Consider the following 12837-nt stretch of genomic DNA (forward strand, 5'->3'; position numbering starts at 1 on the left):
TGCTTCGCTTTCTGCCCGTTCCGCGCTATTTTCCTGAAGATCCATATACGAAACAGGATATCCGCGATGCCTCAACTTCCGGGAGACTTCGATACAACCTTCCTCCCCTTCCAAACGAAGATGGAAGCAGCCGGCATGCCGACGCTGCTGATCGAAGCATTCCGGCGAAATTTGGTTCAGCTTGTCTCGGGCGCATCCGTCACGCTCGGTCGTGAGCAACTCGCCGAACTCGCAGACGTCCCCGACGCGGACACGCTCAACGGCTATGCCGCCACCGGTGCCGAGGCGCTGAAGCATACCGTGCTGATCAAGCTCAACGGCGGACTCGGCACGAGCATGGGGCTGGACAAGGCGAAGAGCCTGATCCGGGTGCGGGACGGCCTGCGCTTCATTGACATCATCGCGAGGCAGGTACTGAAGCTGCGCGAGCGCGCGAACTCTGCCATCCCGCTGCTGCTGCTGGACAGCGCGACGACGCAGGCCGACAGTGTCGCCGCTCTCGCAGAATGGGCGATACAGAGGGATGATCTTCCCGCAAGTCTCCTGCAGCATCGCGTACCGAAAGTCGTGGCCTCGTCGCTCGCGCCGGCGGAATGGCCGGAACAGCCCGCGCTCGAATGGTGTCCCCCGGGTCATGGCGATCTGTACCTCGCTCTCGAAACCTCCGGCCTGCTCGACGAATTGCTCTCGCGCGGCTACCGCTACGCCTTCGTGAGCAATGCCGACAATCTTGGCGCCGTCATGGACACCTCCATTCTTGGCTATTTCGCGGAAGAAAAAATCGACTTCCTCATGGAAGTGGCCGATCGAACACCGGCGGATCGCAAAGGCGGCCATTTGGCGAAGTTGAAAGATGGCCGTCTTACTCTGCGGGAACTCGCACAGTGTCCCGAGAATGAAGCAGAAGAGTTTCAGAACATCACCCTGTACCGCTATTTCAACACGAACAGCATCTGGCTGCATCTGCCCGCCCTTCGGGCGCTTATCGACCGGTACGCCGGCATTCTGCCCTTGCCGTTGATCCGCAACCGGAAGAATCTGGACCCGCGCGATCCTGCCTCACCTATAGTGTATCAACTCGAAACGGCCATGGGCGCAGCCATATCCCTGTTTGATCGTGCGTCGGCACTGCGGGTATCGCGGACACGCTTTGCGCCTGTGAAAACCACCGACGATCTGCTGGCCGTGCGCTCCGATGCCATGATGCTCGACGAGCAATTCCGCATCGTGCCGAATCCCGCCAGAACTCTGCCGCCGCTGCACGTGTCCCTTGATCCGAAGCACTACCATTTCGTGGGTCAACTGGACGAACATTTTCCGTACGGAGCACCTTCATTACTCAATTGCGCTTCTCTGCGCATCGATGGCGACGTCCGTTTTGGTCGCGATGTCACATTGCGAGGTGATGTATACCTCGCCGCAGATGCAGGAGGGCCGCGAACTATTTCTGACAACACTGTTCTGGAGGGATGATGAAGACGAAACTCAAAGCCTCGCTGCTCGGCATCATGGTTGTCGCTGCATTGTTACAGACCGTGCAACCTGATCGCAGCAATCCGGAAGTCACTGCGCCGCTCGAGGCGCCCCCCGAAGTGATGGCTGTACTGAAGCGTGCCTGCTACGACTGCCACAGCAACGAAACGCGTTGGCCATGGTACAGTTACCTCTCACCCGTTTCCATCCTGGTCGCAAATCACGTCCAGGAAGGGCGTGAGCATCTGAACTTCTCCGACTGGACGACCATGGATGCCGCAAAACAGATGCATGCGTCCTCTGAAATTCTCGAAGTGCTCGAATCCGGAGAAATGCCGCTCAAATCCTACCTGCTGCTGCACGGCGACGCGGAGCTGAGCACTGCGGACAAAGAACTGCTGCGGAGCTGGGCAGCGCAGGGCGAATAGATTACGGTCATGGCACAACGATTCGACTCACGCACGATGAACATGCACAGCGGCTTCCTCCCCATTCACCCCGGCGAGTATCTTGCAGAACTCCTTGAAGAACTCCGCATTTCCCGGGCTGCCCTGGCCCGCATACTCGGAGTCTCGCCTATGCGCATCTCGCACATAGTGAATTGCGGGCGACCGGTCACAGCCGAAATGGCCTTGCTGCTCGGTAAGGCATTCGTGCAAACCCCCGGGTACTGGCTGAATTTACAGAGCAGCTACGATCTTAAATCCGCCGAAGCGACGCTGGCGAAACGCCTCAAATCCGTTCGCCGTTTTGCTGTCGACTGACGATAACTCCGCACCGGAAGCACCATGAGCAGCACGCGCTTCACCTTAGTCCCCGCGGCAGACAGTGCGCTGCACGATGCGTCCGATGTCCGGTTTTCGCTCAAAGATTCGCGACTGTTCGCTCCGCTCTTTGCCCTCTCCGTCATCACGCTGCTTGTGGCCGATGCTCTTCTGCACGGCAGCACCGAAGGGATTGCGGAAGTCACCGCAGTGACGTCGGCGTTCACCGCACTGTACAGCGTTTCGTGGAAACTCCGCCATCGCTACCCGCGCAGCTCGAATTCCATCCGCGCCTTCGCACCGATACTGATGTACGGGCTCATCTACGGCTTTATCCACGCCGTGATGACAGGCGCGCGTCCGTCGGATGCGCATCTCGTCGATGCCGCACTGCTGCGGATAGATGAATGGATGTTCGGTGTGAATCCTGTCGTGTGGATGGGCGCGCACGGACACCCGCTTCTCACAGACCTGCTCTACCTCTGCTACTTTTCCTACTACTTCGGAATGCCCGTGTTGCTCGTGCTGATGTTCCGCGGAAATCGCGCACGAGATTTCTTTCAGGTGCAGTCCGTCATGGTTGCCGGATGGTATGGAGCGCTGCTCTCGTATGCGCTGTTCCCTGCTCTGGGTCCCTGCCGCTGGATAGCCGACGAACTGCCTGTGCTCACCGGGCTGTTGCCAACGACGCAGTGGATACAGGCCTTTCTCGACGCCAACCTCACGCCCGTCGTGCGCGACTGCGTACCCAGCATGCATACCGCCATCACCTTGCTCACGCTCGCGTATGCGCGGCGCTTTCAACCGATGTACTTCCGCATATTTCTGCTGCCGGGCATAGGCATCATCATCGCAACCATGTACACACAGGCGCATTATGTGATCGATGTGCTGCTGGGAGTGGCGGTTGCGGCTGTGTTGTATGGGGTGATGGAGAAATGGAAACGGAGTGCGGGTTCGGTGTAACGCCATCCATACTTGACGGAGCTATATGTTGCTTTCGAATCTGCATTGCGGCATATCCAGCCGTCGTCTATCTTCAATGTGAATAAGCATGACGCACCAAGCCAGGTTGCATTTGGAGGAATCATGGAACTGACCGCCATTCTTACGGCAGACCCCGATGGAGGGTATGTCGCATACAATCCTGAAACCGGAACAACAAGCCAGGGTGAAACCGTCGAGGACGCGCTGACGAATTTGCGTGAAGCGACTGAGCTGTATTTGGAGGAGTTCCCTCTTCGCGAAACCAGCAGACCCTTATTGACAACGTTTCATGTAACCGCACATGGCTAAGACACCCATCCTTTCGGGCAAGACTGTCATTCAGGTGCTCGAGAGATTAGGATTCCTGATCATGCGGCAACGCGAGAGCCATGTGATCTTGAGGCGCGGTTCTTCAGGATGTGTCGTACCACTCCATCAGCAGCTCAAGACAGGAACCCTCAGCGGTATTCTGAAGCAGGCCGGGGTGTCGCGAAGGGAATTTGAGGATGCAATGAACCTGTAAGTCCTTATGCATCGGTCAACGTTGGCGTGTAAAGCGCAGAAAATGTCCGGTCGCACTCTCAGATCGCTCGTTGTCCAAACCCCCTGCCCTGACTTCCCTCCCGTAATTGCCAGACACCCATCACACCGCTCACGTTCGCGTACGCGCGGCGCTTTCAGCCCATGTATTTCCGGATATTTCTCTTACCGGGCATAGGCATCATCATCGCAACCATGTACACACAGGCGCATTATGTGATCGATGTGCTGCTGGGAGTGGCGGTTGCGGCTGTGCTGTATGCGGTGATGGAGAAGTGGGGACCGGGCAGACGGTAATACCATGCCGGATTACCTTCACATGCAATGTCGCAACAGGACGGGGATATGCTACAAGTGGATTGCGAGGATTACGCGGACATCCACAAACACGGACCGGTGCACTGCGAGCCGGCTGTGGGAATGGGAAAAAAATGAAAAGATAAAAAAACGCCGGAGGAACATCACGCCGGCGAGCTGAAACGGAAAAAGGTGAAAAGGACGAGCCTTTTCACCTTTACCTTCGTACGAACAGGGTTCCCGAAACGTAGCGCTCCAAGATCACAGCAGGAAGGAAATCAGGATACCTGCCGCAACCGCCGAACCGATCACGCCCGCGACGTTCGGTCCCATAGCATGCATGAGCAGATAGTTATTCGGATCCTCCGTGATGCCGATGTTGTGGACTACACGGGCCGAATCCGGTACTGCGGAGACTCCCGCCGCGCCGACAAGGGGATTGATTTTGTTCTCCGTGGAGAGGAAGAGATTCATGAGCTTCGCGAACAGTACACCTCCGGCGGTTGCCACCCCGAAGGAAACCGCTCCGAGAACGAAAATCAGTATGGATTGCGGTGTCAGAAACGTTGTCGCCTGCGTTGATGCACCCACCGTGACACCGAGCAGAATGGTAACGATGTCGATGAGCGGATTACGCGCGGTTTCCATCAGGCGCTTCGTTACACCGCTTTCCTTGAGCACATTGCCGAAAAAGAGCATGCCGAGCAGCGGCAGCGCGCCGGGAGAGATGAAACCGGTCACCAGAAAGCCGATGATGGGGAAGAGAATTTTCTCCTTTTTCGACACAGCGCGGGCGGGTTTCATGCGAATGAGTCGCTCCTTTTTGGTGGTCAGCAGCTTCATGATGGGCGGCTGAATGATGGGCACCAAACCCATGTAGGAATAGGCCGCGATGGCGATAGCACCGATGAGATGCGGGGCAAGCTTCGATGCAATGAAAATGGCCGTCGGACCGTCGGCGCCGCCGATAATACCAATGGCCGCTGCCTCGTCGGGGCTGAATCCGAGATACAGTGCTCCAATGAGCGTAATGAAAATTCCGACCTGAGCTGCCGCTCCGAGCAGGACGAGTTTGGGGTTGGAGAGCATGGCGGAGAAGTCCGTCATCGCGCCGATGCCGAGGAAAATCAACGGTGGATAAATACCTTTCACCACACCGTAGTACAGATAGTTGAGCACGCTCCCCTCTTCGTAAATGCCGATCTGCATGCCGACATTTTCGAGAAAGGGAATGTTGCCGAGAATGATGCCAAAACCGATGGGCACGAGCAGCAAGGGCTCGTAGTCCTTGGTAATGGCGATGTAGATGAAAAACAAGCCGGCAGCGATCATGATCATGTGACCGAGCGTCACATTCGCGAAACCGGAGAAATCAAAAAAATGCAGAAGGCCTTCCATCGCGATCAACCTCCGATCTCGACGAGCACATCGCCTTCCAGGACGTTGTCGCCTTTGGAAATACGAAGCGCTGTCACGGTGCCGTCATTGGGGGCGACAATATTGTTTTCCATTTTCATCGCTTCCATGACAAGCAGCACTTGCCCCGCCTTGACCGTGTCTCCTTCGCGGACGTGCATGTCCAGAATGACTCCCGGCAGCGGTGCCTTGATGATTTTGCCCTTATTCTCTTCCGGTTTGGCCGTGGTTTTCGGGCGTTCGCTTTCGGTCGTGTACGCGGGTGTGCGGACCAGTGTCGGGGTTTTGGAAATTTTCTTCTCCGCCTCGAACGAAACGTCGTAGACCGATCCGTTTACCTCGACAGTGGCGAGTCCCTCGTCAACCTTCTTGATCTCGACGGCGTAGTCCGTGCCGTTGATTTTGATATTGAACTTGCGTGCGGAATTCATGACGATGCGTCCTCTGTCAGCGTTTGATGGTGAGATGGGTCGGTGATGGCGTCATGGTGTACAGCTTGGAGCTCCACGGCGAATACGGCCGCGACACCTTGGAAATGGTCAGGACGGTTCGTTCTTCATCGTGCAGTTCATACAGATGCGACTGCAAGGCGAGCGCGATGGCGGCGACAACCTCGCCGCTGATACCGTTGCGAACCGGTGCCACCTGCGGGTCATCGTGTGTGGCTTTTGGTGTCGCGGGATTGGAGAGTACTTTCAGCGCTTTGATGAGAAAGGTGATCGTGGTCAACGCGGCAAAGACCACGAGGATACCGACGATAGTGATCATGATTCCGTCGCCGGCTTGCACGGCATCCCAGCCGCTGAGTTTCCAGGCCGCTGCGGCACTATCGGCCGCGGCGGCGGCGATGCTGTCGGGCACGGCGAGGGAGCCCGCATCGTTCAGGGCAAGAGCCTCTGTATACTGAAACATGCTCTTGACTCCTTACAACGGAATATTGCTGTGCTTTTTCATCGGGAGACTGTCACGCTTGGTAGCGAGACTCTGCAGGGCGCGAATGACGCGGAAGCGCGTGTTGCGGGGTTCGATGACATCGTCAATGTACCCGTACTTCGCCGCGACGTAGGGAGTGGCGAATTTGCTGCGATACTCGCTCTCCATCATGCTGATGAACTGCGCACGGGCTTCGGCGTCTTTCTGTGACAGCTCGCGTCCATAGAGCACCTCGATTGCGCCGCGCGGACCCATGACGGCGATTTCGGCCGTGGGCCAGGCATAGTTGATATCGCCGTTGAGATGTTTGGAGCCCATCACATCATACGCACCGCCATAGGCCTTGCGCAGCACCACCGTCACTTTGGGAACGGTAGCCTCACCGTAGGCAAACAGGAGCTTGGCGCCGTTGGAAATGATGCCGCCGTATTCCTGCTGCGTTCCCGGAAGAAAACCCGGGACGTCGACAAAGGTGACGATAGGGATGTTGAACGCGTCGCAGAAGCGGATGAAGCGCGCGCCCTTCCGTGAGCAGTTGATGTCGAGCACACCCGCAAGATAGCTGGGCTGATTGGCGACGATACCCACGGACTGTCCGTTGAACCGAGCGAAACCAACCACGAGGTTCGGCGCATAATGGCGCTGCACTTCGAGGAATTCTCCGCAATCCACAACCGCGTGAATCACGTCCTTGACGTCGTACGGTTTATTGGGATTTTCAGGAATGATGTAGTTGAGACTGTCTTCCAGGCGGTTAATGGGATCGCTGCAGTCAATTCTCGGCGGTTCTTCAAGGTTGTTCTGCGGCATGTAGCTGAGCATTTTCCTGATGATCATGATCTGTTCTTCATCATTCTCACAGGCGAAATGCGCTACACCGGATTTCGCGGTGTGTATCGCCGCACCACCGAGCTCTTCGGTGCTCACATCCTCGTTGGTCACGGATTTGACAACCTTGGGACCAGTAACAAACATGTAGCTGGTTTCCTTGGTCATCAGGATGAAGTCCGTGATGGCCGGGGAGTACACGGCTCCACCCGCGCACGGTCCGAAGACGCCGGAAATCTGCGGAATCACCCCGGAAGCGATGATGTTTCGCTGGAAAATATCCGCATACCCGCCAAGGCTTTTCACGCCTTCCTGAATGCGCGCGCCGCCGCTATCGTTCAGACCAATAACGGGAGCGCCGGCTTTCATGGCCATGTCCATAATCTTGCAGATCTTCTTGGCGTACATCTCGGAAAGCGATCCGCCGAACACGGTGAAATCCTGCGAGAATACATACACCAGCCGACCGTCGATGGTACCGTAGCCGGTTACCACACCGTCCGAAAGATATGCTTCATTTTCCAGCCCGAAATCGATGCACCTATGGCTGACGAACATATCGAATTCTTCGAAGCTGCCTTCGTCCAGCAGCAGGTCCAAACGTTCGCGTGCCGTCAGCTTACCTTTGGCATGCTGCGATTCAATGCGTTTTTCACCGCCTCCTTTTCGCGCTTCAACGCGCTTTTCCAGGAGTTCCTTGATCTTGTCTTCGATTGCCATGTTTCGTCCTTGGACGGTCTAGTGGTACAGAGATGCGTGTTTGCCCCGCAAAAGTCAGGAGTTTTACTTCAAAACCCCCAATTGTAACAAAATTAGCGATTAGAGTGGTGAGTTACAATGTTTTTCTTTCATGTCGCTGCGTGGTCACGTCGATTTACCAGAAACATGAGCCGATTCGTCCGAAATTACCGTATTCCAGAGATATCAAAACAAGAGGGTTTGCTTTTTCGAGAATGCCTTCGAGGAAGGACGAAAGCTCGTTGTGCGAACGCCGGCAGGTGGAGGAGATGCACCTCGGCGGTGAGAAAAGAATGGCTACGCTTGAAGCCGACCGTTCCGCGGCATGCTTCGAAAAAAAATCCAAGCGGAAGCCGAAGAGAGTTTGTTTTCGCTTCTTTTTTACAGTTTCTCTCTGCAAATTTCCGAATACATGAAACGAGAGCAGCTCCTCACCTTTATCAAAGTCGGCGTCACAGTCCTCATCATAGGATTCTCCATTTATTTTTCTGTCTGGAAAGTGGATTTCCGCGAGTTGGGACGCAGCTTCACCACTGCGAATTACTGGTACGCGCTGCTCATTATTCCCGTCATCATTCTTTCGCATTACGTCCGGGCGCTACGCTGGAACGTCATTCTCGAGCGGATTCATCCCGGGGTAAGAACCGGCAATCTTTTCGCGGGCGTGATGATCGGCTATTTCATGAACAATCTGATCCCGCGGAGCGGCGAGATCGTAAGACCGTGGTTCACCGCGCAGACGGAGAAGGACACCACGTTCAGCTCGCTCCTGGGTTCCATCATCGTGGAACGTTTTATCGACACCGTGGCATTGCTGCTTGTCATTGCGGCGATACTCTTTTTCGACCAGACCCTCTTCAGCGGCTTCGAAGAGATCGGTGTTGACGCCGGTGTGATCCAACCCATTCTGTACATGGCCATTGTGCTCGGCGTGGTGTTCATCATCATTGCGCCGAGCCGTGTCGGTTTATGGATGGCCGAGACGTTCAGTACCCCGTTCCTCTGGGCGGCGGGTCTGCCGGGATTGGGCAAACTGAGAGCATTGCGGGAGGGAGTGCTGAGCATGTTCCGCAAGCTGCAGCTGGGTTTCGGGGCCATCAAGTCGGTGCGGCAGGTGCTGCTGGTGACCGTTCATACCGTGCTTCTGTATTTCCTCTATCTGCTTCCGTTGTACATCATGTTCTTTGCTTTCGGAAGCGGGGAGCAGGGGACGACCACGATGTTCGCCGCGCTGGAAATCTGGGCGGTGACGGCGCTGGGCTATGCGGTAGCCCCCACACCGGGTGCGTTCGGGGTGTTTCACGCCACCGCGCGCATCGCTTTGATGAAATTCGCCGGTTTCTCCGAGGCCGACGCCGTCGCCTATGCAACACTGACGCATTTTGTGAACTACCTGGTCCCCATAGCTCTCGGAATTTACTATCTGCTGACGCGTAATATCAGCATGGGAACGCTGATGAAAGCCCGCTCCGCCGCCTGAAAGACGACCTTCCATTTTCCCGCACCGCCACATGTCCCGAACACATATTCTCGATCCCTGGAAGCTGCGATCGGGCTTCGTCGCCCGAAACCGTCTCGTGCTGGCGCCTATGACCACCTGGTCATCCCATGACGACGGCAGCATATCCGACGCCGAATGTGCGTATCTCCGGCGACGGTCCCAAGGTGTCGGTATAGTCATCACCGCCGCGTGCTACGTCCAGCGCTCGGGCAAGGCTTTCACCGGACAGTGGGGATGTGACGGCGCGGACAAACGCCCCTCGCTCGCCGCAGCGGCCGACGTGATTCATGAAGGAGGAGCTCTTGCAGTGCTGCAATTGCATCACGGCGGACGCATGTGTCCGGAATCCTTGCTCGATCACCCGCCGCATGCGCCGAGCGCGGTGCGCGCCGAGCGGCCCGGTGCCGATCTTCCCGCTCCGATGACGGAGGAACAGATACAGAGCAGTATCGAGGCCTTCGCTCGTGCGACGCGCCTGGCTGCCACCGCGGGATACGATGGAGTGGAAATTCACGGCGCCAATCACTACCTCCTCCAGCAATTTTTCTCACCGCACTCCAATCGACGGGACGATACCTGGGGCGGTGATGTGCGGGATCGGTTGCTCTATCCCCTCGCCGTAACCGACGCCGTGCTTGCTGCCGTCCGGGACATGGATCAACCGTTTATCGTTGGCTACAGACTCTCGCCCGAGGAGGCTGAGCAGCCCGGCATCACCATGGAAGACACGCTCGAACTCGTGGACGCGCTCAGCCGGCGCACCCTGGACTGGCTGCACATCAGCACCCGGGACTACAAGGCAACATCGCTTCGCGATACGGACACGGCGTGGCGGCCAACACGGCGGGTTGTTGATGCACTTGCTTCCGTAACGGACGTCATCGGTGTCGGCTCGGTGTATACTCCCGCAGACGCGCAGTTCCTGCTCGACGACGGCTGCGCGGCCGCCGCGCTGGGGCGTATTCTGCTCATGGAACCCGAGTGGGTGGGTCTGCTTCAGAGCGGACAGGAGGGGAGTATACGTCAACACCTCCCGGCGGAGGATGGTGATGTACGACTTACCATTCCCACGTCCATGTACCGCATGCTGCTGTCGCGACCAGGGTGGTTACCGCTGGCCCGGGACTGACAAGCGGGAAGGGTTTCATCGTTTTGAATCCGGTGTTGAAGGAAGAGAAGCAAGCCATGGGGCGCAGCTCCATGCGCGGCATGGATACGTCTGTTGCTTAACGAACGGATGGCGGATCAGATTTCGCTGCGGCAGCAACGAGAAAGAAGTCCCGGGTAACAAGGTACAACACGCCGCGATCCACTCTGCCAGTGGGCACTTTTTCCTGATTCCCCCATTGCGGCACCCACAGTCACGCGAAAATAGCTCCTGAGAGTTCTTTGGATGCTTCTCTTACGAGTCGCCGCGTCCTGGGAGCAGCGGATTGCCGACGGTCACTCTCTCCTCGATAGAACCGTCGTCTGACTGAGAGCTTGTTCGATGACCGCAGCTCCATAGTTCGGGGTGAAGGAGTTTTTACCGATCACAAGTGGGCGATTCATGAAGCACCGACATTTACACAGGCAGTGGGCGATTCATGAACCACCCACATTTGCATCACAAATGGGCGATTCATGAACCACCCACATTTGCATCACAAATGGGCGATTCATGAACCTCCCACATTTGCATCACAAATGGGCGATTCATGAACTCCCACATTTGCATCACAAATGGGCGATTCATGAACCACCCACATTTGCATCACAAATGGGCGTTTCATGAACCTCCCACATCTGCGTCACAAGTGGGCGATTCATGAAGCACCCACATTTGCATAGAAAATGGGCGATTCATGAACCACCCACATTTGCACAGAAAGTGGGCGATTCATGAAGCTCGACAAGCGCGCGGCAGCCAAATCTCAACGGCGCTTCCCGCAACCCATTGAACAGCATCTATCATGATCATTCCCCGATACCGCGGCGATTCAGATGCGCGGCGTGGTTGTGTCTGTCCATCCACGATCGGAGAGTGCGTTATACCCGGGCCACTGCAGCGGCGAAAATGAAGCCGTCAGGCAAGGAGGTAGAAGACACCGCGATCCTCCCTGCGTGTGCGCAATTTCTGCTCTCCGATCATGACGTCAAGATACTTCCCGACATCGAGCGGGTGTAATTGCAAACTGTCGGCGAGGTCGTCCAGCGTACAGGGACGCACGCGAAGCAGGGAGAGGATATGGGTTTCCACATCCGCGCTATAGGCGGTGCAGCGGTGGCGCAGAAGAGCTTTGCCGACTACTTCGACGTCGGGTCCCAGCTGTCGTGCGAGAGCGACAAGATTCTCTCTGGGCATGGGCTGTATCCAGTCCACAGCTCCTGGTCTGTCGAGTGCGTTGAGTTGAATGTGTGTCGTGCGCAGACGCTGCAGAGTGTGTCTGAACAATGCGATCTCCTCTTCCGTGTCGTTGATCCCGGGAATAACGAAAATCTCCAGCCAGATTTCACCGGTGAATTCCTGCGTGAACGCGACGAGTCCTTCGATGAGATCCGTGCTGCGCAAACCCGGACGCGGCCGGTTGATCTTGCGGAACACCTCTTCGGAAACGGCATCGAGGGAGGGCACGACAACGTCGGCCCGCAGTAATTCGGCGCGTACCGCCGCATCCGGCAAAAGAGTACTGTTGGTGAGAACGGTCACACGATATGCGGGGAATTCGTCCTTGAGCATGGCAATAATGCTGCCAATGCCGCTGTGCAGTGTGGGTTCGCCGGAACCGGAAAACGTGATCGAATCGAGCTCGGGAGAGGCGGACAGGTATTCGCGTAATTCTGCGATGACGGCGGTGGTGGGGACATATTCCCTGCGCTCCAGCGTCAACTCGTCCGTCTTCCCGCACTCGCAGTAGAGGCAGTTGAGTGTACAGGTTTTATTGGGCGTGAGATCAATACCCAGCGATGTGCCAAGACGTCGCGAGGGGACAGGTCCAAAAAGATAGTTGTAGTGCATAGGGCAGTGCTTCGCTCCGTTCCTGTAAACTACGGCACGCCGATTTGCGGGGCAACGCGTGTCGGGTGCTCCCTGATGCATGCATGCCGGACAGAGTGTGAGACGGGCAGCGACTCTGTTCGTAGCAGGAGAACCCACATTCGACCAGGCTTCAGAAGTTCCATTGCTCTCGAGCCGGCGCGCCTCCCCGTAGCTCCTGTTGTCTGATAACGGACATTCCGCGCACGTTTTTCAAGACGGTACAATCCCTTTCGCCGAATTTCCTGTGGGCATTCCGATTTTCCTTGTCTCTGATTCAAGAGATTCCGATCTTACAAAGAATGTGCGTACTGCACATTGTTTGAAACAGGAAGTGTGTGCAT

14 protein-coding genes are annotated in these 12837 nt (G+C 56.5%); 9 read left to right on the forward strand and 5 right to left on the reverse strand.

The window, feature by feature from the left end:
• Positions 1-66 precede the first annotated feature (66 nt).
• From M5R41_15125 to M5R41_15155, 7 genes are all read left to right on the forward strand, one after another.
• Entirely contained in the window at positions 67-1473 is a 1407-nt protein-coding gene (locus M5R41_15125; GenBank protein ID MCZ7557729.1) for a UTP--glucose-1-phosphate uridylyltransferase, read from the forward strand.
• Positions 1473-1901 (forward strand): heme-binding domain-containing protein, encoded by a 429-nt coding sequence (locus M5R41_15130; protein MCZ7557730.1) that lies wholly within the window; start codon positions 1473-1475, stop codon positions 1899-1901. The genes M5R41_15125 and M5R41_15130 overlap by 1 nt, the downstream gene beginning before the upstream one ends.
• Positions 1902-1910: 9 nt before the next feature.
• Positions 1911-2237, forward strand: coding sequence for a HigA family addiction module antitoxin (locus M5R41_15135; protein MCZ7557731.1), 327 nt, complete (start codon positions 1911-1913; stop codon positions 2235-2237).
• A 24-nt stretch (positions 2238-2261) separates the two neighbouring features.
• Positions 2262-3203 (forward strand): phosphatase PAP2 family protein, encoded by a 942-nt coding sequence (locus M5R41_15140; protein ID MCZ7557732.1) that lies wholly within the window; start codon positions 2262-2264, stop codon positions 3201-3203.
• 123 nt (positions 3204-3326) lie between these two features.
• The gene (locus M5R41_15145; protein MCZ7557733.1) at positions 3327-3533 is read left to right on the forward strand and encodes a type II toxin-antitoxin system HicB family antitoxin; all 207 of its coding nucleotides are present in this window, start codon (positions 3327-3329) and stop codon (positions 3531-3533) included.
• Positions 3526-3747, forward strand: a complete 222-nt coding sequence (locus M5R41_15150) for a type II toxin-antitoxin system HicA family toxin (GenBank protein ID MCZ7557734.1) — start codon at positions 3526-3528, stop codon at positions 3745-3747. Before M5R41_15145 ends, M5R41_15150 begins: the two co-directional genes overlap by 8 nt.
• A gap of 119 nt (positions 3748-3866) precedes the next feature.
• Positions 3867-4061: a phosphatase PAP2 family protein gene (locus M5R41_15155; protein ID MCZ7557735.1), complete on the forward strand. Its 195-nt coding sequence runs from the start codon at positions 3867-3869 to the stop codon at positions 4059-4061.
• 261 nt (positions 4062-4322) lie between these two features.
• Here the strand turns inward: M5R41_15155 and M5R41_15160 are convergent, their stop codons facing one another.
• From M5R41_15160 to M5R41_15175, 4 genes are read right to left on the reverse strand one after another with little or no spacing between them, the layout of a single operon-like run.
• Complete coding sequence (locus M5R41_15160; protein MCZ7557736.1) at positions 4323-5459, reverse strand: sodium ion-translocating decarboxylase subunit beta; 1137 nt, start codon at positions 5457-5459, stop codon at positions 4323-4325.
• A 5-nt stretch (positions 5460-5464) separates the two neighbouring features.
• A complete protein-coding gene (locus M5R41_15165) occupies positions 5465-5908 on the reverse strand; it encodes a biotin/lipoyl-binding protein (protein ID MCZ7557737.1) in 444 nt (147 codons plus the stop codon).
• Positions 5909-5924: 16 nt separating this feature from the next.
• Positions 5925-6389 (reverse strand): OadG family protein, encoded by a 465-nt coding sequence (locus M5R41_15170; GenBank protein MCZ7557738.1) that lies wholly within the window; start codon positions 6387-6389, stop codon positions 5925-5927.
• Positions 6390-6401: 12 nt separating this feature from the next.
• Positions 6402-7958: a methylmalonyl-CoA carboxyltransferase gene (locus tag M5R41_15175; GenBank protein MCZ7557739.1), complete on the reverse strand. Its 1557-nt coding sequence runs from the start codon at positions 7956-7958 to the stop codon at positions 6402-6404.
• Between the two features lie 430 nt (positions 7959-8388).
• On the opposite strand from M5R41_15175, the gene M5R41_15180 reads away from it, so the two are divergent.
• Positions 8389-9456 (forward strand): flippase-like domain-containing protein, encoded by a 1068-nt coding sequence (locus tag M5R41_15180; GenBank protein MCZ7557740.1) that lies wholly within the window; start codon positions 8389-8391, stop codon positions 9454-9456.
• A gap of 31 nt (positions 9457-9487) precedes the next feature.
• Entirely contained in the window at positions 9488-10606 is a 1119-nt protein-coding gene (locus tag M5R41_15185; protein MCZ7557741.1) for an NADH-dependent flavin oxidoreductase, read from the forward strand.
• Positions 10607-11542: 936 nt separating this feature from the next.
• On the opposite strand, the gene M5R41_15190 is transcribed toward M5R41_15185, so the two are convergent.
• A complete protein-coding gene (locus tag M5R41_15190) occupies positions 11543-12475 on the reverse strand; it encodes a radical SAM protein (GenBank protein MCZ7557742.1) in 933 nt (310 codons plus the stop codon).
• Between the last annotated feature and the right edge of the window lie 362 nt (positions 12476-12837).

This window comes from Bacteroidia bacterium, assembly GCA_027493955.1.
Lineage (GTDB): Bacteria > Bacteroidota > Ignavibacteria > SZUA-365 > SZUA-365 > JAOSJT01.